At 48.5% G+C, this 21,494-nt stretch carries 16 protein-coding genes; 10 read left to right on the top strand and 6 right to left on the bottom strand.

Going from position 1 to position 21,494, the window contains the following annotated elements:
* Positions 1 to 118: 118 nt before the first annotated feature.
* The 3 genes from uhpC to CLR69_RS08685 form a co-directional block, all read right to left on the bottom strand.
* Positions 119 to 1,444 (bottom strand): MFS transporter family glucose-6-phosphate receptor UhpC, encoded by a 1,326-nt coding sequence (uhpC, locus tag CLR69_RS08695; RefSeq protein ID WP_129703891.1) that lies wholly within the window; start codon positions 1,442 to 1,444, stop codon positions 119 to 121.
* A gap of 89 nt (positions 1,445 to 1,533) precedes the next feature.
* A complete protein-coding gene (locus tag CLR69_RS08690) occupies positions 1,534 to 3,111 on the bottom strand; it encodes an MASE1 domain-containing sensor histidine kinase (RefSeq protein WP_129713302.1) in 1,578 nt (525 codons plus the stop codon).
* 3 nt (positions 3,112 to 3,114) lie between these two features.
* Entirely contained in the window at positions 3,115 to 3,744 is a 630-nt protein-coding gene (locus tag CLR69_RS08685) for a response regulator transcription factor (protein ID WP_129704895.1), read from the bottom strand.
* A gap of 245 nt (positions 3,745 to 3,989) precedes the next feature.
* Between CLR69_RS08685 and CLR69_RS08680 the strand changes: the two genes are divergently transcribed.
* The 8 genes from CLR69_RS08680 (at position 3,990) to CLR69_RS08645 (ending at position 13,029) form a co-directional block, all read left to right on the top strand.
* Positions 3,990 to 4,805 (top strand): MetQ/NlpA family lipoprotein, encoded by an 816-nt coding sequence (locus tag CLR69_RS08680; RefSeq protein ID WP_129713301.1) that lies wholly within the window; start codon positions 3,990 to 3,992, stop codon positions 4,803 to 4,805.
* 224 nt (positions 4,806 to 5,029) lie between these two features.
* Positions 5,030 to 5,974 (top strand): pectate lyase family protein, encoded by a 945-nt coding sequence (locus CLR69_RS08675; protein WP_129713300.1) that lies wholly within the window; start codon positions 5,030 to 5,032, stop codon positions 5,972 to 5,974.
* 394 nt (positions 5,975 to 6,368) lie between these two features.
* On the top strand, positions 6,369 to 7,394 hold the full coding sequence (locus CLR69_RS08670; RefSeq protein WP_165324942.1) for an AraC family transcriptional regulator ligand-binding domain-containing protein: 1,026 nt from the start codon (positions 6,369 to 6,371) through the stop codon (positions 7,392 to 7,394).
* A 121-nt stretch (positions 7,395 to 7,515) separates the two neighbouring features.
* Positions 7,516 to 7,812 carry a hypothetical protein gene (locus CLR69_RS08665; protein WP_129703901.1) on the top strand — a complete coding sequence of 99 codons (297 nt, stop codon included), beginning with the start codon at positions 7,516 to 7,518 and terminating at the stop codon, positions 7,810 to 7,812.
* Between the two features lie 69 nt (positions 7,813 to 7,881).
* Entirely contained in the window at positions 7,882 to 8,196 is a 315-nt protein-coding gene (locus CLR69_RS08660) for a hypothetical protein (RefSeq protein WP_129713299.1), read from the top strand.
* A gap of 335 nt (positions 8,197 to 8,531) precedes the next feature.
* Positions 8,532 to 9,737, top strand: a complete 1,206-nt coding sequence (locus tag CLR69_RS08655; protein ID WP_129713298.1) for an efflux RND transporter periplasmic adaptor subunit — start codon at positions 8,532 to 8,534, stop codon at positions 9,735 to 9,737.
* Positions 9,731 to 11,662 carry an ABC transporter permease gene (locus CLR69_RS08650; RefSeq protein WP_129703907.1) on the top strand — a complete coding sequence of 644 codons (1,932 nt, stop codon included), beginning with the start codon at positions 9,731 to 9,733 and terminating at the stop codon, positions 11,660 to 11,662. Before CLR69_RS08655 ends, CLR69_RS08650 begins: the two co-directional genes overlap by 7 nt.
* Positions 11,659 to 13,029, top strand: a complete 1,371-nt coding sequence (locus CLR69_RS08645) for an efflux transporter outer membrane subunit (RefSeq protein WP_129703909.1) — start codon at positions 11,659 to 11,661, stop codon at positions 13,027 to 13,029. The genes CLR69_RS08650 and CLR69_RS08645 overlap by 4 nt, the downstream gene beginning before the upstream one ends.
* A gap of 16 nt (positions 13,030 to 13,045) precedes the next feature.
* On the opposite strand, the gene cuyB is transcribed toward CLR69_RS08645, so the two are convergent.
* Positions 13,046 to 13,762, bottom strand: coding sequence for a cysteate racemase (gene cuyB, locus CLR69_RS08640; RefSeq protein ID WP_129713297.1), 717 nt, complete (start codon positions 13,760 to 13,762; stop codon positions 13,046 to 13,048).
* A 222-nt stretch (positions 13,763 to 13,984) separates the two neighbouring features.
* Between cuyB and hypT the strand changes: the two genes are divergently transcribed.
* Positions 13,985 to 14,884 carry a hypochlorite stress DNA-binding transcriptional regulator HypT gene (gene hypT / locus CLR69_RS08635; protein WP_129703913.1) on the top strand — a complete coding sequence of 300 codons (900 nt, stop codon included), beginning with the start codon at positions 13,985 to 13,987 and terminating at the stop codon, positions 14,882 to 14,884.
* An 83-nt stretch (positions 14,885 to 14,967) separates the two neighbouring features.
* On the opposite strand, the gene CLR69_RS08630 is transcribed toward hypT, so the two are convergent.
* Positions 14,968 to 16,275 (bottom strand): dicarboxylate/amino acid:cation symporter, encoded by a 1,308-nt coding sequence (locus CLR69_RS08630; RefSeq protein WP_129703915.1) that lies wholly within the window; start codon positions 16,273 to 16,275, stop codon positions 14,968 to 14,970.
* A gap of 781 nt (positions 16,276 to 17,056) precedes the next feature.
* Positions 17,057 to 19,207, bottom strand: coding sequence for a formate dehydrogenase subunit alpha (gene fdhF / locus CLR69_RS08625; RefSeq protein ID WP_129713296.1), 2,151 nt, complete (start codon positions 19,205 to 19,207; stop codon positions 17,057 to 17,059).
* Between the two features lie 524 nt (positions 19,208 to 19,731).
* On the opposite strand from fdhF, the gene CLR69_RS08620 reads away from it, so the two are divergent.
* Positions 19,732 to 21,411 carry a methyl-accepting chemotaxis protein gene (locus CLR69_RS08620; protein ID WP_129713295.1) on the top strand — a complete coding sequence of 560 codons (1,680 nt, stop codon included), beginning with the start codon at positions 19,732 to 19,734 and terminating at the stop codon, positions 21,409 to 21,411.
* Positions 21,412 to 21,494 lie beyond the last annotated feature (83 nt).

Here is a 21,494-nt window from a genome sequence, read left to right as displayed (position 1 = left end):
GTAACAAGGCTTATAAATAAGCTTTGCCCTTGGCGGGCCAACGCTTTGCGTTGTTCAAAACGCTAACGTTTTGTCCTGAAACTCGAATTATTTAGGGTATAGTTATCGATTGTTATTGCTATTTTGATGTCATCAAACGTTCCCGGCGGCTGACACCTGCCATTAACAGCGGCATCAATAACAGTCCGATGCAGGCTGAGGCCAACGCCAGCAGAGTAAAAAATCCCGACCATCCGTAGTGTTGCAGCACCTGTGCTAGCGGCCAGCCCGCCAGCGCTGCCCCAAGATAGGCAAACAACGCCAGAAAACCTGTCACCGTGCCTGCGGCATCCTTATGGCTGTATTCCGTTGCAGCCAGGCCGATCAACATCTGTGGTCCAAAAACAAAAAATCCGATACTGAAGAAACAGGCCGCGAGCAGTGAATAGTGGTGAATCGGTGCCAGCCACAGTGCGGTCATGGTTAAAAACAGCCCGAGTGCAAATAGCAAAATCATCGGTGCACGTTGACCACGAAACAGCAGGTCCGATCCCCAACCGGCAAACAGCGCTCCCAGCAATCCACCCAGCTCAAATAGCGACAGCGTAGCGTTCGCGCTGAGCAGGTTGAAACCGTGACTCTCCGACAGCCAGATATTTCCCCAGTCATTCAGTGCGATGCGAATCAGGTACACCAGAATGTAGGAAAACCCGAGCAGCCAGATGGTACGGTTACGCAAAATCGCATCGCGCAGAATCTGACGCATCGGCATCGGTGGACTTTGCTGCTCCTGACGAAGCTCCAGCGCGTCGCGTCGCCACTGACCGACGCTTGGCAACCCCTGTTGCTGCGGTTTGTCGCACAGCTGCCAGCACAGCCACAGCCCGATCACAATGCCGATGATACCCGGCACCAGCAGCGCTGCTTGCCATCCCCATTCGGAGGCCAGATAGCCTGCGAGTAAGGGAACTGCCGCGCCGCCGATGTTGATCGACGTATTCCAGCATCCCCACCAAAGGCCGCGCTCATTTCGCGAATACCAACTGCTCAGCAGTCTGGCGCAAGGGGGCCACCCCCAGCCTTGAAAGAAACCATTCAACGCCCAGACAATCAGCAATCCGGTGAGCGACTGGCAGTACATGAACAGAATGTTCAGCACGCCAGTAATCATCAGCCCGACCCCCATAAACCAGCGCACCTGAGTGCGATCGCATACGATGCCGGAAATAAACTTGGACGCGCCATAACAGAGGTAAAACAGCGTCCCCAGCAGACCGATATCGCCCTTGCTTAACCCTAATTCCAACTGCATCACCGGCATGACGAAGTTGATGCTTTTACGCGTCAGGTAAAATGTGGCGTACCCGATGACCATGGAAATCAACAACCGCGGTCGCCAGTAGCGATAGCGCTGGCTGATTTGTGTTGGTGAAAGCTGTCCCTTTGGATACATGGGTGCTTGCATGGGGTTCTCCGTCGCGTTGAGAGAAGAGTAGGGGGATGCGAATTAAAAAGGATGAGACAAGGTTTTAGATGGCTAGGAATAATTCCTAGCTAGTCGTCTTTTTGTTTAAATTTTGTGGGCAGGTTAACAATTATGTGCGTGCCACGCGGCGTGGCGGACTCACCGTTGACGGCGGCTTTCACCAACCAATTTCCGCCCAGTGCCTGCACGCGTTCTTCAATGCCTCGTAAGCCGAAGCCGCCGCCTGTCGAGTGTGTACTGCCTTTTTGTGCGATGCCTACGCCGTTATCGATGACATCTAGCGTAATCAGGTCATCCTGCTGGCTAAGACGGACGGTAATCTGCGTGGCGCTGGCATGCTTGTTGATGTTATTGAGCAGTTCCTGCACTAGCCGATAAAGCGTGAAAATTATCACGTCATCATGAGGAGGCGTGGGGAGCTGATAATCCAGTTGAAACTGAATGCCGCGAGCCGCGAAGGCGAACTCATCCGCCAGATGGTGCAGTGCTTTATCCAGCACCATTTCATCCAGCACCGGCGGACGTAGCTGACGCAACAGTTGGCGTGTGGTGTGGTGGATACGCCGCGACAGCTCGCTGATTTGTCCGGCCGCATGCTGGGCTGCATCGGCAGGGGCACTGTGTTTTACCAGCATGGCCTGAATCTGAATCGCGGTGATGTTTTGGCCGATGTCGTCGTGCAGCTCGCGCGCGATATCTTTGCGCACGGCTTCTTCGGTATGGATGATGCGTTCCATCAGCCGACGCCGGGTTTTGAGTTCCTGTTCCAACTGCTGGCGATAGCGCTGGAGCCGCTGTGCCAGCTGTTGCTGACGGCTGATGGCGATCCCCAACCCAATGCCGAGCAGTGCCTGCGTGGAGAGAAAAAGTTCCAGCTCGCGTAGATCGTCAAAGGCTCCGCTCACCTGACGTGTGACGGCAATCATTAGGCTGCCGAGTACGGCGGACAGTACACCACCTTGCCAGCCGAATTTATACGCCATCACCACATTCGGCAGAAAAACGAAGATCAGCAGCAGGCGTTCCATCTCTGGTGTGAACGCCATTTGCAGGCAAACGCCGATGGAAAAAAATAGTGAACACCAAATCAGCAGTGAAGTACGCAGCGGCGGATCGGGAATCTCCTGTGCCAGCAAGGTCTGCAAATGCTGTTGCTTGATGTATTCGTACAGCAGATAGATGAACGGAATCAGCAGTACGCCACCGGTAAACGTGGCCAGCAGCGTTTGTGTCAGCTGCGAATGCAACCAGGGGCCGATGGCAATGCCATGCAGAATAGTGTTAAGCGTCAGCGCCGCGAGCAACAGCAGGAGCCGCTGCCAATAAAGCGTATAGCGGTACCAGATTTTATGCGTGATGACGGCCGGAACAAGGCTCAGGAAAGGGGAAAGTAGCAGCAACGAGCGTGTCATGAGCTGTTCGCTGATAAGCCAGCTTTGGATAGCGATTTCCGAAAGCAGCAGAGTCGGCCAGTATTTACGCGGTAGCAAGATCATCAACGCTAGCCGCAGCCCTTGCGGTAAAAGCAGCGTCGCCTGCTGGCCGTTATTGCTCAAATAGAAGCTGATGGTCCATAGCGCCAGCCAAATCAGGCTGTAGAAAAAGGCCAGAAACAGCGTCATCCCGATGACGTGCAGGCGGCGCATGGTCTATTTCCCGGCCAGCAACTGGTGTTGCAGTGCAAAGTGCACCAGTTCTACCGTGGATTCACACTGTAATTTACTGAGAATATTGGCGCGGTGAACATGAACCGTCTTGTGGCTAAGTTCGAGCTGCTCAGCGATGCTTTTTACACTAATCCCGTTGATCAGTAGGCTGAATATTTCTCGCTCGCGTGGGGTTAGTGCCAGCAGTTCCTTCGGTGGCTGCTGCTGATGGCGAATGGCGTGCAGTGCATCAGCACACAGATAGAGGCCGCCGCTGCTGACCACGCGAACCGCTTGGACTAGCTCTTCCGGGCCGCAGCGTTTCGTTAGGTAGCCGCCCGCGCCCGCATCCAACGCGCTCTGTACAAACGCAGTGGTGTCATAGATGCTCAGAATAATGGCGCGAAAATTGGGACGCTGTTGACGCAGTCGGTTTAATAACGACAGGCCACTTTCATCCGGCATGGCGATATCAATCACGGCAACGTCAATCGGCTGTTTGAGCAAATGCGGCCACGCCTGTGCCGCCGAGGCATATTGACCAACGACCTGAATATCATTCTCTAATGTTAGAAGCTGTGCAAAGCCAGACCGTACAACGATGTGATCGTCAACCAAAGCCACATTAATCATGGTTTCGCCGTGTGCATCCAAAGTCATCAAAGCGTCATAATGCGGGGGAATGCAGAGGCGAGCAAGAGTAGATAATTAAAATGGAATCGGCTTAACAGATATCACCACACTTATTGAGCGAATGATGAAAGGCATATTGATAGAACGCGGAGTTATTTGACTCATTTTATCGAGAGACATACTGTTTTTCTCCTTAAATTTATGTATTTAGAAATCGATGTATTTACGATATCAGGTGAAACAGAATGATGACGAGATGGCGTATTACGCTGGTGGCGGGAATGGTCACAGCAGCAATGGCATTGGCCGCGTGCGATAATGCAGGTAACTCTGCCAATCATATTAAAGTTGGAGTGATTAACGGTGCAGAGCAGGATGTTGCCGATGTCGCAAAGAAAGTAGCAAAAGAAAAATATAATCTGGATGTGGAGCTGGTTGGGTTCAGCGGTTCGCTATTGCCGAATGAGGCAACGGATAAAAGCGATCTGGATGCGAATGTATTCCAACATCGTCCTTTTCTGGAACAGCAAAACCGTGAACACGGTTATAAACTGGTGGCGGTAGGGAATACCTTCGTTTTCCCGATGGCGGGTTATTCGAAGAAGATTAAAAACATCAACGATCTGAAAGACGGCGACACCATCGCGATTCCTTTCGATCCTACCAATCTGGGACGGGCTCTGCTGTTACTGGCAAAAACCGGATTAATTACCTTGAAGCCGGATACGGGTTTATTGCCGACAGTACTGGATATCACCACCAACCCACACAATCTGCGTATCATGGAAGTCGAAGGTGCGCAGTTGCCACGTTTGTTAGACGATCCGCAAGTGACCGTGGCGATCATCAGTACGACATATATTCAGCAAACAGGCTTAACGCCAACTAAAGACGGTATTTTTATTGAGGATAAAGAATCGCCGTATGTGAATATCATTGTGACCCGTGAGGATAATAGAGAGGCGGAAAACGTGAAGAAATTTATTAAAGCCTATCAGTCTGATGAAGTTGAACGGGCTGCTGATCGTATTTTTAACGGTGGTGCAGTCAAAGGGTGGTAATGATAATAATATAATAACTGTGCGCTGCTATTTTTACTAAAGGATGGCGGCGTATTAATTAGTGTGTGAATTATTCTCAAGGTTGTTTTTTTATTAAACCCAATTAATAAGCTTAATAAAATCTCTTATATACACTCTGTAATTGTCGGAAGCGTGTTATTTATCATCGATTAAATAATGCATCGGAAGACATTACTATTCACTAATTGTAAAGAGGGATATTTATGGCTTATCCAACAACAAATCTTACTGGAATTATTGGTTTTGCAAAAGCAGCGAATGTTACCGGAGGTACAGGCGGTAACGTTGTTACGGTAAATTCTCTGGCCGATTTTAAGTCTGCCGTGAGCGGCTCCACAAAAACTATCGTGGTGCTGGGATCGTCACTAAAAGCATCAGCTTTGACCAAGGTCGTATTTGGTAGTAATAAAACCATTGTCGGTTCTTTCGGCGGGGCTAATGTGCTGACCAATATTCACCTACGCGCTGATAGTGCTTCAGCTAACGTCATTTTTCAGAATCTGGTTTTTAAACATGATGTCTCTATCAAGGATAATGACGATATCCAACTGTATCTGAACTACGGGAAGGGATATTGGGTGGATCACTGCTCATGGCCGGGACATACGTGGAGTGATAGCGATGGTAGTCTTGATAAGCTGATTTATATCGGTGAGAAAGCGGATTACGTCACAATCAGTAACTGCTTATTCTCAAATCATAAATATGGCTGTATTTTCGGCCATCCGGCAGATGACAATAATAGTGCATACAATGGCTATCCGCGTTTGACCATCTGCCATAACTATTACGAAAATATTCAGGTTCGTGCACCCGGCCTGATGCGTTATGGTTATTTCCATGTGTTTAATAACTACGTCAATAAATTCAATCTGGCATTTACTGTCGCGCAGAATGCTAATGTGATTTCTGAACGTAACGTATTTGGTACTGGTGCGGAAAATAACGGAATGGTTGACGATAAAGGTAATGGTTCAACCTTTACGGATAATGGTAGTTCACCGGCAGCTGTGGCGAGTAAATCACCTGCTGCTAAATGGACGGCGTCATCTAACTATTCATACAGTTTGATGACAACCTCAGCGGCGAAATCCTGGGTTGTTTCTAATTCTGGTGCGCAAAGTAGTGCTCTGAAATTCCCGTCATAATTTTTATATGGAGGACGTTTTTTATATTAATGTGCGTTTCGTATATTTGTTTTAAATTTTTTATTAAACATTGAATACGATGCATTTTTAAATCATGCATTTAAAATCAATGCATTTTAAAACCATGCCGCTCGACATAACCTGTTTATGTTGGGTGGCATTTTTATTTAAAGTATTCAGAGTGGTTTTACATTAGAATTATCGCTTCATGTCGGCTGGGTGGATGAAACCCGCCGCCAACAGGTAGCGCTGGAAAAAGTTTATTCTACTCCATCAACATCAGACAACATTGTCCGATAACAAAGTAAGCTGAGAGTACCATTCGCATGGCGTTCGGGGAACGGTAGGGATGCTGCGGAGATGTTTTCCTTTTTTCTGGAGTCATGGAGGAGTGATGAAAAGCAGCGAGTTTTTATATTCAACCATGCCTACGTTTTTACTGCGTAGTATCATTGATGAACTGTCCTGTCAGGGCATTGATCCTGAAAGAATCCTGACTGGACTCCCCCTTACCCTTCAAGATATCAATAATCCATATGTCCGGGTTCCGGTACTCCATGGACAAAAAATCATCCAGCGGGCGTTACAACTTTGCCAGTGCGATGGGTTCGGGTTACAGATTGGTTCCAATCATACTATCTCTACAATGGGACCGATTTATTTTGCTTTTATTACGAGCCCAACGCTCCATCATGTACTGGATACCGGGTTAAAATATCAAGGGCTTACCCATGGGTTACTGCATTTTTATTATAAGAAAGATGAAGCGAATAATTTGGTATTATTCGCATACAGTACGCTTCACCAGATAGACATTCTGACTTTTCTTGTCGAAGAGGCGTTTTCATTCTTACTAAGAATGGTCCAGGAAATGTCTACAAAGAATATGAGGTTGATAAAGGTTGATTTTAGTTTCCTTCCACCACCTTACGTAGATAAATATCGGAAGCGGTTCAACTGTGATTTGAATTTTAACCAGCCACATAATGCATTATATTTTCAAGAGTCTATTCTACAGTTACCTATTCCTACTCATGATCGTGTCAACTATAAACTGATGTTGGAGTTTCTCGATCAACTGCTTGAACGCTATTCCATCCAGCAAGATATTGTTAATGAAGTGTCTCACATCTTGTATCGAACACTAGAAAATCCGCCAATGTTCGATGCAATAGCCAAACAGCTTGCACTTAGTGAGCGTACTTTACGGCGTCGACTCGCTGAGAGTGGTAAAACATATCTCACGTTGCTGGATGATATACGTAAAGAACGTGCGCTAGCATTGCTGTATACATCCCGATTATCGATAGAGAAGATTGGTCTTGCGGTGGGGTTTGATGACATCCGTAGCTTTAGGCGTGCATTTACTCGCTGGACTGGCAAGACGCCCCGTCAGCTTCGAGCGCAGCGACATACCTGAAAATGGCCGGATTTGTCCTCAATTGACCGCCTTACGTCCTTTTTTATTTTAACGACTATTGTAACCTCACCATGCCATCCGTAATAAAACACATTAGGATTACTCAGATGAGGTATGACACATGGACGTCATTATTCATAAAAAGTTATTGATGACTCGTTCTCTTATAGCCGCTGTTTTATTTCTTCCTGCATTATTTTCACCTATGACCTCAGCAGCAACATTAGGCGGGGTAAGTGTAATAACGAAAGTTATGTCCCATTCGGTCTGGCAAGACAGTTGGGGAGCCGCATGGGATGAATGTCGTTCCAGATATCGCGGAACTAAAAGCGTAGAATTTAAAGGTGCAACACAAGGCATTTCTCAAACAACAGGTGGTGTGTTCTGGTTGGCAGCATGGGATTGCCGCGATAAATAATAAGTTGTCACGCAGTCATAAGTATCAACACTCTCTTTAACTTTATGCAGTATTAAAAGGACGTAAAATATGAAATTAGGAAAATTTCGCACTCTCGCTTTTTTTCTCTGTAGCGCCGCATTTACGGCTAGCTATGTTCCTCAGGCTAGCGCGGTAATATTTGGTATCGTCAATGTTTCCGATCCGGCAAAAATTATCTTTGATCGCTCAACGGGGCAGGCAAGTTATACTTATTCTATTCCGCCAACCGCGAGTTGGGGGAAAGCGTGGGATGCTTGTCGGAAAGCTTACCCTCAAACGAAAAGTGTTCATTATATAAAAGATACGGCAAAGAGCAGCGGTGACCAAGTGTTATCTAGCTGGGTCTGTGACAGCAACCCATAACAATACCTATACCCGTCATACTTTAAGTTGCTTGTGTGTTGGCAGCCCTGCCACTTACCTAAGTAAGCTGCTGGGATTAATGAGTCTCATAAATGAGACTCACCCTTCGGGCCAGCGTTAGCGCTGTTAAAATCGGTCTAAAACCGATTTGTCGCTCGGTTACCGCCTTCACGCAACTCGAATTATCTAGGGCATACTCGATATATTTATCATATTTCGAATGACATATTATCTGGCCGGTTATTTTTTATTATCGGAATGCTGGTCAAATAATTTTGTGGTTTTTATTTTTATAAGCCAACACCAGACATTATTATGAATATTGAGTGTTAAACATGGAACCTGGAATAAATATACAGCAGCGAAAGCGATTTCTCGGTCTATTGTTGGTATTGGGAATGCTCGGCATTGCTATTTCTTTTTGGGGTGTGGGAATTTTTTTCGGCCAGACCGAGTTTGCGAATAGTCGTAGTGTTGAGGTTTCCTACGCTGATATTGACGATGTTGTGACGGCTGCGGGTCAGTTAAGCCCGATGCAGTATGTCGATGTTGGGGTTCAGGTCTCAGGGCAAATTCAGAATATTGCTGTGACGGCGGGATCGATAGTCAAAAAGGGACAACTTGTCGCACAGATTGATCCGGCATTGCAAATCGCGACCGTTGAGGCGAATAGTGCGTTACTCGATAGTCAGCGAGCGGCTATTCGCCAGCAAATGGCACAATTAGAGTTGGCTCAACACCAGAATACCCGACAAAGGAAAATGCTGATTGAAGGGGCAACCAGCGAGCAAGATGTGCAGAGTAGCGAAGCTAACTTGCGGATTGCACAAGCACAGTTGGAAAGTCTCCAGGCTCAGGTGCGTCAAACGGAGTCGACGCTAAAAGGGGATAAAGTAAAACTGGGATATACCCAGATTTATGCGCCAATCGCGGGTACCGTTGTGTCATTACAGGCTCGGCCTGGGCAAACGCTTAATGCGGTACAGCAAACTCCCGTCATTATGCGGATTGCCGATCTGACAAAGATGACGGTATCCGTTCGTGTTTCTGAAGCGGATATTCCCCGTCTTCGTATCGGAATGCCCGTATATTTCAGTGTTCTTGGCTATCCGAAAGAGCGCTGGGAAGCCAAATTACAGCAGATCATGCCAGCCCCACAAGGAAGTCAGGATAGTACAATGAGTGGCGGAAACACTGGCGGTAATTCCATGATGGAAACAGTGTTTTACACCGTGCTTTTCGATATTGATAACGCAGACGGTCGCTTAATGTCACATATGAGCGCCCAGGTCTACCTTGTTGTGAATGCGGTGAAGCAGGCGATAAGTGTTCCGATCTCTGCATTAACGCTCCGCCCCGATGGTCATTTTCAGGTTGAGGTGCTTCCGCCAAAAGGCAGTCGCGCCAACGCAATTCCCCGTTTAGTCCAGGTCGGTATAAAAGGGCCTGTGCTGGCTCAAATTACTTCTGGGTTGGAGCTCGGTGAACATGTTTTGCTGCCCCCGTTGCCGCAAATTGTGGAAAGTCATCCCCTATGGTAAATCATCCTCCTCTAATCAGCTTATCTGGTGTTGGCAAACAGTATGGTGACGATGCTCGAGGTTACGTTAGCGTACTGCAAGATATCAACCTGACTATCAATGCCGGTGAGTTTGTTGCCCTGATTGGTCCATCTGGATCGGGGAAGTCTACACTCATGCACATCCTTGGTGCTTTAGACCGCGCAACTCAGGGCGTTTACCGCTTTGCCGGGCAGGATATTTCCCAGTTAAGCACTGACCAATTATCACAACTTCGCCGCACCGTTTTTGGTTTCGTATTCCAGCGTTACTTTCTTATTCCAGGGATTAGTGCGCAGGAAAATGTTGAGCTCCCTGCGGTCTATTCCGGCCTGGAAAAAAGGTTGCGTCATGAACATGCACAGACATTATTAGAACAGCTTTCGTTATTCGATCGCCTTGCCTACAAACCAGAGCAGCTTTCGGGGGGGCAACAACAGCGTGTGTCTATTGCCCGAGCACTGATAAACGGCGGGGAGGTGTTGCTAGCTGATGAACCGACAGGTGCGCTTGATAGTGCTAACGGTGAGTCGGTACTGGCGTTATTAGAGACGCTAGCAGCCTCGGGGAGAACCGTTATTTTAGTGACACATAACCCGGATGTGGCGAACCGCGCCCGCCGTGTTATCGAATTGCGCGATGGGCGCATCGTTTCTGATACCGTCCGTGCGGTTTCCTCTCCGGCGGTTGCAACACGCACGTATCAGCCTGTTACGGAGCGAGGGAAAACCGACCGTTATACATTATTGGGTCAGGCTTGGCGGACTCTGCTGTTCTCTCCATTGCGAAGTGCGTTGACGCTGTTGGGTATTGCCATCGGCATTGCTTCTATTCTCGTGATGCTCGGGATAGGAGAAGGGGCCCGACAAGAAATGTCAAAAACCTTATCGCGGCTGGGCAGTACGTTAATGACCGTCATTCCGCAGAGCATTGATGCCGATATGGTTGCGGGTCGTATCACTGATTCAGACATTGAGGCGCTCAAACGGTTACCAGATGTTGATGCGGTAGTTCCCATGCTGACAGGGCAAGCCACGGTGCGGCAGGGGGCATTTAATTTAAAAAGCTCCGTTATTGCTACGACTACTGAGGCGATGTCGGTCAACAACTGGGGGCTACGTGCAGGGACGTTTATCATGCCTTTGCACGAATATGCGAATATGTCGGTTACTGTGTTGGGGTCAGAGGTTGCTCAGCGCATCTTTCCGGCTGGAAATGTGGTTGGCCGCGACATTTTATTGAACAACATTCCATTCACGGTGGTAGGAATACTGGCTGAACAAGGCGGGGCCGATATGAACGGTAACCTTGATCAGGCGGTTATCGTGCCTTTTGGTGCGGGGCGTTTACGTGTAATCGGGCGTCAGAACATCGATAGCGTGACATTGAAGGCTCGCTCTTTACAAACGGTAAGAAGCGTGGAACGCGAGGTTAATGACCTGCTGACAGCGCGTCATCAGCGGCCTGATTTCACCATCATCAATCGAGCGGCTATTTTGCGTTCTCAGGAAGAGTCGATGGATATCATGACTGCCATGCTGGGTTCCATTGCGGCTATTTCATTGCTAGTGGGCGGAATTGGCGTGATGAACGTGATGTTAATGTCTGTCGCTGAACGTACACGGGAGATCGGTATTCGTCTTGCCGTGGGGGCTAGACAGCAGGATATTCAGTTCCAGTTTCTATGGGAAGCCGTCATTCTGGCGTTGAGTGGTGGCGTTGTAGGGTTACTGGCAGGATGCTTTCTTGCTCAAATTGTTCACACATTCGGTAAACCCGTACAACTGGGTTTTTTCCCTGCCTTGTTCTCCTTTTTTAGTGCAATTGCCACCGGGCTTCTGTTTGGCTACTTACCCGCTCGTAAAGCGGCACGGCTCGATCCCGTTATGGCCTTGAATCAGGAATGAAGGCGGTAACGAAAGTCAGCTATTTAGCCTCGGCGATGCTGTGTGCTGGTTGTACACTGCTGCCGATTCCTGATGATGCTGCCTCTGAGTTGCCAGATACCTGGTCAACTGATGCCGCTTCAGTACTGAAACCGCCTGCTAAGGCGTGGTGGAAGGCTTTTGGTAGTCAAGAACTGAACGCGTTGCTGGAAGGGGCATTGTTGGCCAATCGTAATCTCGATAATGTTCGCCAGAATATGGAGCAAGCCCGCATCCAATGGCAGAGTAGCCAGATGTCGAAAACGCCAGAAGTTAATAGTGCATTTTCTAAAAACCTTTCGGGTGTTTGGGGAGAGCATCAGCGCAACAAGAGTTATGGAACCAGCGTGTCGTTATCTTATTCTGCCGATGTGTGGGGAGCGAAACGCGCCGCATCTTATAGTAATGAAGCGCTGTGGCGAGCTGCATCCTATGATGTTGCTGCGACCGCATTAATGTTGCGATCGTCGGTGATTACCCAGTATTTAACGCTTCTCGGTATCCGTAATCAGATAACGTTGGCTGAGCAGAACCTAGCCATTAGCCGCAGGCTGCTTGCCTTGGTGGAAACGAAATACCGTGCTGGTGCTGTCGCGAGACTTGACCTTGCTCAGCAACAATCTTTTGTTGCGGGAATGGAGACCATGCTTTTGCAACTGCATCAACAATCTTTACTGGTGAGTAAAACGCTGGCGATGCTACTCGATAGAGCACCACAGGAACTCATGCCGCTCAGACAAAATATTGAGGATCTGCGTATCCCTGAGATTGGCACCGGTTTTCCTGCGGAGCTTATGAGCAAACGCCCTGACTTATTAAGTGCTGAAGCCAAATTGATTGCCGCAGGTGCCAATATTGATGCCGCACGAGCGGCGATGTTTCCTTCGGTTTCCCTATCGGCGACTTCCAGCCTGAGTGCTACGGCGCTAAATCAGTTATTTCGGTTAGCCCCAGGATGGGGGAGTGGTCTGGAGATCTCGTTACCAATTTGGGATCGAGCTGCACGTGTTGATAACCAGCGTCTCGCCTTAATTAACCGAAAAATGGCGGTTAACACTTACCGTGAAACGCTGTTGACTGCGTTTGGTGAAGTCGAAACTGCGCTACACACTATTCTTAATTTTCAGCAACAGCAGCACTGGCAAGATGCGCAATTGGCTGCGGCGCAGGACTCGTTGCGGCTTGCAGAAAGCCGCTATAGAGCGGGGGCCGATGACTTACCGCGCTTGTTAAACGCACAAAGTGTGTTTTATAGCACGGAGTTGGCATCCAGCACATTGTGGCAGCAGAGGCTGCAAGCCGCCAACGATCTTGCCGTAGCGCTTGGCGGCAGTGAATTGCAGGAGTGATTTTCTTTGTGCGGCGTCAGGCGGCAATTTCGTTTTTGGGTGAGTGGGTAAAATACCACTCGACTGTTTTCTTGATTAACTCTTCCGTCGCATCGACATAGTGTTGCGGTGACGTTCTGATTTCCTGTTCCAGAATCAGTGGAAGCTCGGTGCAACCTAAAATGATTTTCTCGACACCGGCCTGTAACAAGCGATCTTTTACTGGTGACAGCATGCTATAGGCCCCGGCAATATCACCGGATTTATAGGCGTAGATACTTTCCATTACCTGGTGTTGGTCTGCATCATCCGGCGTGTAGCATTCAATATTATCGACGCTCAGGTTGTCCTGATAAATTCTTGCTTTGACTGTCGCCGTCGTCGCTAATAACCCGACGCGTGTTGTATTGGCGTTCTTAATCGCCTGACAGGTCACATCAATAATGCTGATCATTTCCACGCGGCACTGTTGTTTTAATTCATTAAACCAATAATGTGCGGTATTACACGGGATAATGATGCACTCAGCGCCTGCATTTTCGAGAATTTTCATATATTGCAGCATCTTACCCAACGGTGAAGCGCTGTGCTGAAGAATGCACTGTGTTCTGTCAGGGATATCAGGAATAGAAACCGCAATCATTGGAATGTGGTCTTGATCCCGATACGCTGGTGTGTTTTTGATCAGTTTTTGCATCGCATCGACGGTGGCGCCCGGCCCCATACCACCAAGAATTCCCACGAGACTGTTCATGCTGTTAACCCTGTAGCATTATGAAATTAAAAGGATAATCGCATACTGTTGGGTAATGTGAATTGCTAAATTCCCATCTGCTATGTATGATTTGCATAACTATTGGCATCCCTATGCTTTTACTGGGTTTAACGACGTCCAGTGGGAAGAACCTTTGTTAGCGATGTAAAACGCGAGCATGGGGAACGAAAACATGATGCTGAGTATGTTGAGTGAAGGGTGATGCTGAACAATATCGAAACCAAGTGGCTCTATGACTTTATCGTGCTGGAAGAGCACCGGAGTTTTACGCTGGCTGCCGAGAAGCGGAATATCTCACAATCTTCATTTAGTCGGCGTATTCAGGCGCTGGAAGCGGCGGTCGGGTTTGATATTTTCGACCGCAGTGCGCTACCACTGCAATTAACCGAACAGGGGCGCGTGTTCCACGCCTATATCCGCAATACGCTGGACGATTTGGAGTATCAACTCAATAAGCTGCACGGCGGGGATAATTACAAAAATAAGATCACTATTGCCGCAGCACATTCGCTGTCAGTGTTTATCATGCCGGAGCTGTTAAAAGACGTGCCAGATCCGCAGGAAAAAATCTTCTATGTCGAATCGATCGATGTAGATGAAGCGGTGCTGAATCTTAAAGAAGGGCGCAGCGACTTCATTTTCTCATTTTACAATGAGGATCTGATGGGAGAACCCTTTATGCACGAGAAGATACTCGAATCCCGGCTTTATCCTGTCTGTGCGTGCGACAGTGCAGGAAAACCACTGTTTGATGTGAGCGCCTCATCGGTGCCGTTGCTCAATTATACCGAGACAAGCTACATGGGGCGTCAGGTCAGCCGTTACTTATCCAGCGTTGATAGCGATAAGTTCACCGTTAATTTTGTTTCTTCCATGAGCGACTTGCTCAAACGTATGACAAAGAAAGGGTATGGCATTGCCTGGCTGCCGGACTATTCGATTCAGGAAGAGTTGAAAAACAAAGAGCTGACAATCCTCAGTATGGAGAATGCCGTGATCCGCATGGGGGTTTATCTGTACCGCCTTGATGCGCGGCTGAATGTGGCTTCTGAGAAATTCTGGCGCTATATGAAAGGGCTGTCATCGACGTCTGGACTATAAACGTTGCGATAGCATGGATTGTGCTTACGAGAGACAAAAAAATAGCGGCCCGAAGGCCGCTATGATGAAACACTCATTTAGCATTAGCTATTTTGCGTTGCCTGCTGAGGTTCCTGATAGGCGACGACTTCGTCAACAGCGTCTTCCTCATCATCATCGCGGATGTCTTTTTCCAGACTGGCCACAACGGCGGTAGAGATACTGTTACCGATGACGTTAGTTGCAGTACGGCCCATATCCAGGAACTGGTCGATACCGATAATCAGCAGAATACCGGCTTCCGGCAGGCTGAACATTGGCAGCGTTGCCGCAACCACCACGATAGAAGCACGCGCTACGCCCGCCATCCCTTTACTGGTGATCATCAGCGTCAGCAGGATCAGGATTTGCTGGGTAATGCTTAGGTCGATGTTGTAAGCCTGTGCGATAAACAGAATCGCAAAGGACTGGTACATCATGGAACCATCAAGGTTGAACGAATAACCGAGTGGCAGCACAAAGCTGGTGACTTTTTTCGGTACGCCGAATTTGGTCAGTGCTTCCATGGTTTTCGGGTAAGCGGACTCGCTACTTGCGGTAGCGAAGGCCAGCATGGTCGGTTCACGAATCAGTTTCGCCAGAGTCATGATGGCTTTGCCCAGGAACAAATAGCCAACCAGGAACAGAACGCCCCACAGTACAGCCAGTCCGAGGTAGAACTCACCGATCAGTTTACCGAAGTCGTAAAGCAGTCCAAGACCTTGTGTGGTAATCGCGGAAGCGATTGCGGCAAACACAGCAATAGGTGCCAGTGCCATCACGTAGTCGGTCACGCGGAACATTACTTTGGTCAGTTCTTCGATCATGGAAATGATCGTGGTCGCGTGTTTGTTTTTACCTTTTACATAGGCAAGCGCGGAACCGAAGAACAGAGAGAAAACCAGAATTTGCAGGATTTCGTTGTTCGCCATCGCTTCTACGATACTTTTCGGGAAGATATGGCTGATGAAGCTCTTAAGCGTAAACCCGTCTGTATTCAGGCCAGTAGCTACCTGTTGTACAGGGATGTCGAGATTCATGCCTGAACCAGGCTGGAACAGGTTCGCGAAGAGCATACCGATAAGCAGAGAAATGAACGATGCGCTGACAAACCAGATCATGGCTTTCATACCGATACGGCCAACGGCAGAAGAGTTTCCTCCCATGCTTGCCAGGCCGGAAACCAGCGTAGCGAAGACCAGTGGCGCGATGATCATTTTAATCAGACGCAGGAAGATATCGGTAACCATGTTGAAATAAGATGCAACTTCTTTTGCTCGACTGCCATCAAGATACTGATGGCAGGCCCATCCGATTAATATCCCCAGGACGATAGCCAAGACTATCTGTACAAGTAACTTCTGCCTTTGCATATAAACCTCATGTTGATGAATTGATTCAGACAACACAATATTATTGCCGCGTGATGGCTGGTGGTTTCCCTGAATACACCAAACCCTCACCCGGACCTGTTATTGGGGTGTTGTGTCTGCCCGCCGATATTACAACGATTCTTGCTTTTTACATTTTTTTTCTGCGGATTGTTATGTAATTGTGATCTTTGTCATGCGAAAAATGCATATCCGTACCGCTTATAATGGTAAATAGGGATGTAGCGCGCAGTGCGAGAAAAAGGCATCATTTTCATTAACTGTTTATTAAACAATATGTTGATTTGATTTTTACAGAGCGAGAGAAGGTAGGGTAACGTGTTGAATTAGTGTTGCTAATGATGCGGTGGATTACATCAATAAAATACATGGTCAATTGATTAAAAACTAAGTAGTAATAAAGAAACAATCAACGAAAGAATGATATATAGCGCATTTCTTGATTACATTAGTTTTTTAATTATTTTAATAGTGACTTTTATTTATTGATAATTTTGTTTGGTAAAATCATATAAAATAAAGTGTAATTATTAATCAAATTGTTTCTTTTTTGTAATATTTACAGTGTTTCGGTTATTTAAAATGACGTCCATTGCTGCTTAACTTTCTGTTATCAGTTATTTAAAATAATGTTACTAATATCTTTCACTGGAAAGATTGCCGTTTACTCATGGTGTTCTGACCATGCCAAAACAGCCTTGCATCGAAAAGGATGAAACCACCACGTAAAAGAGTTCGTGGTGGTTCAGTGGGGCGCTATTGGTTAGCTGACGTTTTCTGCGGTGGTACGCAGGCGATCTTTCAACTGGCTATATTCCTGCTGTACATAGTTCTCTGCTGCCTGTTGATCGTCAATGGCTTCTAGCTTAACGGCGCAGTGTTTGTATTCAGGCGTTTTGGATACCGGATCGAGATGATCCAGTGTTAGCTCATTGCAGGCGCCGATCCACCACTGGTAAGTCATGTAGACAGCACCTTTATTGATACGCTCGCTGACGGCAACGCGAGAAATAACCTTACCGCGTCGTGATGAGATCCAGGCCAGTTGCTGATCGCGTATCCCTAAACGTTCAGCGTCATATGGGCTAACCTGCACATAGCCGGGTTCATCTGCCAGCGTTTGTAGGGCGGTGCAGTTGCCCGTCATGGAGCGGCAGGAATAGTGGCCAACTTCTCGCACGGTGCACAGTACCAGCGGGTAATCTTCATCGACCAGTTCCATCGGCGGCCGCCATTCGGCGGTTAACAGCAGACCTTTCCCACCGGGGCGATCGAAGTGATTGCCTGCGTACAGCCACGGGGTGCCGGGACTGTCTTCGGTCAGACATGGCCACGGCACATAGCCTAGCCCCGCCATTTTCTCGTAGGTTGCGCCGTAATACAGCGGGCATAGCTGTCGCAGTTCGTCCCAGATCTCCTGCGTATTGTTATAGTGCATCGGATAACCGAGTGCCGTCGCCATCAGGCTGATGATTTCCCAGTCGGGTTTGACATCGCCCTGGGGCTCTACGGCTTTATAAAAACGCTGGAATCCACGATCAGCAGCGGTATAGACCCCTTCGTGTTCGCCCCAGGATGTTGCCGGTAAAATAACATCGGCAATGGCAGCGGTTTTGGTCATGAAGATATCTTGTACGATCAGCAACTCCAGTTCGTTGAACGCATCGCGCAGCATCGACAGGTCCGGCTCGGTTTGCAGTGGATCTTCGCCCATCACGTAATTGGCTCTGATTTTCCCTTCTTTTATTTTGTGTGGGAGGTCGGTCAGCGAGTAGCCAATTTTGTCAGAGAGCTCAGGCACGCCCCAGGCATCGGCGAATTTCGCCAGCGTTGCCTTATCCGTGACGTTTTGATAACCGGGGAACATATTAGGCAACGCACCCATATCGCAGGCACCCTGCACATTGTTTTGCCCACGTACTGGCCCGACGCCAACGTTCGGACGTCCTAAATTACCGGTCAGCAAGGCTAAACCGGACAGACCTTTGACCACATCAACGCCTTGTCCCCACTGAGTCACGCCCATCCCCCACAGGATGGTGGCGGACGGCGCGGCGGCATATATCCGCATCGCGTCTCGGATCAATGTCGGTGATAAACCAGTAATGTCGGCGACATACTCGGGCGTGTATTTCGCGACGGTCTGGCGGAATTCCTCGAAGCCTTCGGTATGGCGGGCGACGTAAGCTTTATCGTAGTGACCTTCGTTAATCAGCACGTTAGCAAACGCGTTGACCAGCGCCATGTTGGAGCCGTTTTTCAACGGCAGCCACAGATCGGCGATGCGTGCGGTTTCAATATGGCGTGGGTCGCACACGATGATTTTTGCTCCGCGCGCTTTGGCCTTCAGGATCCGACGCGCCACGATGGGGTGCGAGTCTGCGGCGTTATAGCCAAAAATCAGGATACAATCGGTCTTTTCGATTTCGCAGATAGAGTTACTCATCGCGCCGTTGCCCAGCGTAACCTGTAGCCCGGCAACCGAAGGGCCGTGGCAGAGTCGGGCGCAGCAGTCGACGTTGTTATTGCCCGTTACCGCTCGAGCAAATTTCTGCATCACGTAGTTGGTTTCATTACCGGGACCGCGTGACGATCCCGTATGCATAATCGACTCAGCGCCGTATTTCTCTTTGATGGTTTTCAGTCGAGAGCTGGCGAAGCCGATGGCTTCATCCCAGGAGACTGCCTCAAAGGGCGCGCCTTTTTGACGGCGAATCAGCGGTTGTTTCAACCGAGGAGTGAGAATCTTGGTGTCGTTGAGAAAATCCCAGCCGTAGTAGCCTTTGAGACACAGCTCACCTTCGTTGGTGACGCCGTTTGCCCCTTCAGCACCAACCACTTTTCCGTTCTCTACCAGCAGGTTAATTTTGCAGCCTGACCCACAATACGGGCAGACGGTAAGCACTTTCTGCATGATTGTTCTCCAAAGCCAAATTTTGGATCGTAAGAACTGCAGGTGTGGATGCAGTTGTTTAACCTTCAATAATCGCCGATAAAGAAAATTAATTTACTGATCGTGGTCATGCTCAGCGCGTGACAAAGGGTCCTAACGCGGTGAAGGTAGGCGCTTTTTTCCATAGGATGTTTGTCTGAAAAATAACGCTGCGGCATATACATCCTCTTTACCCGTTAATGCCTATACTGTTTTTGACGATACTCATTTATGTGCCACCGACTAGGCTGATGTATTTATGCCTGTTGGCCGTTTAAAACAACGAGGACTGGCACCCCAGGGAAGATAACGCATTCTATTCGTTAATTTTTTAGGCATAACTTTCCATCCAATGGGTGATGATCAGGGAATTCCAGAACGTCTGTTAGATCGCGCGGGATAAAGGGCGCGATATGACGGGCGGCACCGTCATGAGCAAAAAAAGTAAATACTTTCCTGACCGCGTGGGCAGGCGGGAAATATTTGTTAACGTCGCGGAGTGCATTATGGAATTTCTAAAAAATGTCAGCATAAAAATGATGGTGCTGGTCATCGTGGCTTCCCTATTAGTGGCATGGGGAGTGGCATCCGGATTTAGTCTTTACTCGCTTTATCAGGTCACCAATTTGCTTGATAAAAGTGAGACTCAGCGCAAAACGTATTCCCATCTGGTTTATGGAGCCGATCAATATTTTCGGGCCGTAACGCGTATGGAAAGAACCATGGATTATTTACAGCGTAACGAGCCAGAAAACGCCAGGCAGACCTTGGAAATGGCACAGGTAGCGATAAAAAATACCAAGGATTCGCTAGAGAAATTCCAGACAGCGGAGCATGTTGGTGTCAATCAGGCAACGGTTGATGCAGTAAAAAATACCTGGAACACGCTGATCTCTTCTTCTATCGATCCGATGAATTCAGCATTGCAACGCAACGATCCTGAAGCATTCCGGCAAATTTTCCGATCCGTTTACCCTCCCATCAGTCTGACATTTGGCGACGATATTAAACGTTATTCGGATGGCATTACCGCCTCGTCATTAATTCCAACGGTGAATGAACATAATGATAAAAACCGTAATGCGCTTATTGTGGTTATGTTGATTGGGATTATTGTGCTGATTTTCACAGAGTATTATCTGAGAAATTATCTGGTGATACCGATTGCCGTACTTAAATCGCACCTGTCGCAGCTGACAGCAGGTCGTTTAGGCTGTGAACTGGCCGAGTTCGGCAAGAACTGTGCAGGGCGACTGATTCCCGATATCAAGAAGTTGCAGAAAAGTCTGCGTGATACGGTGACCGTCATCCGGCAGAGCACGACGGAAATCAATAACGGCACATCCAGTATTAAAGATGGCAACGATAATCTCTCTAGTCGCACAGAGCAGCAGGCTGCGGCATTGCAGGAAACAGCCGCCAGTATGGAAGAGATTAGCTCCACGGTACGACAAACTACCGATCATGTGCATCAGGTTCGCCAACTGGCAAAAGATGCTGCTGATATGGCGCAAAAAGGCGGAAATATCAGCACCAATGTGATGGCGACAATGGATGGCATCAGTGCCAGCTCCCGGCAAATTTCTGATATCACCTCGGTGATTAACGGCATTGCGTTCCAGACCAATATTCTGGCGCTGAATGCGGCGGTTGAGGCGGCGCGTGCAGGGGAACAAGGGCGAGGATTTGCCGTGGTGGCCGGTGAGGTTCGTACATTGGCGCAGCGTAGTGCGCAGGCGGCGAAAGAGATCGAGGCGCTGATTGCGGAATCCGTTTCACGGGTTGAAACCGGAGCCGGGCAGGTGAAGCAATCCGGTGAGGCGATGACGGCAATTATCACTTCCATTGCGCATGTGAACGATCTGATTGGTGAAATTGCGGCAGCAACGGATGAGCAAACGCGCGGTATTACGCAGATTAGCCAGGCTGTTCACGAGATGGATAGCGTCACACAGCAGAACGCGTCGCTGGTGATGCAATCGGCAGAAGCCGCCGCTCGTCTCGATGAACAAACGAGCGAACTGTCTGCCGTGGTGGACGTGTTTAATCTGGACTCGGATAGCGATCTGCAAACTGCCTTCTCTCGCCCGGCCGTTGCCGCTCCGACTCACCGCGCTGTCGGACAGGGCACCACACCGCTATTGTCGGTGCATGGCCGTCACGGTGAGGGATGGGAAAAATTCTGATTCGCATGGAGTTGAACACGCGATAGACGTTGAACGCATGCCGAGGTTGGGTACAAGGTCGTCAATGAGTCTGGTAATGAACA

The sequence above is a fragment of the Pectobacterium zantedeschiae genome (assembly GCF_004137795.1).
GTDB lineage: Bacteria > Pseudomonadota > Gammaproteobacteria > Enterobacterales > Enterobacteriaceae > Pectobacterium > Pectobacterium zantedeschiae.
Note: the sequence above shows the minus strand (reverse complement) of the source record. Positions and strands in the feature narration are given on the sequence as shown.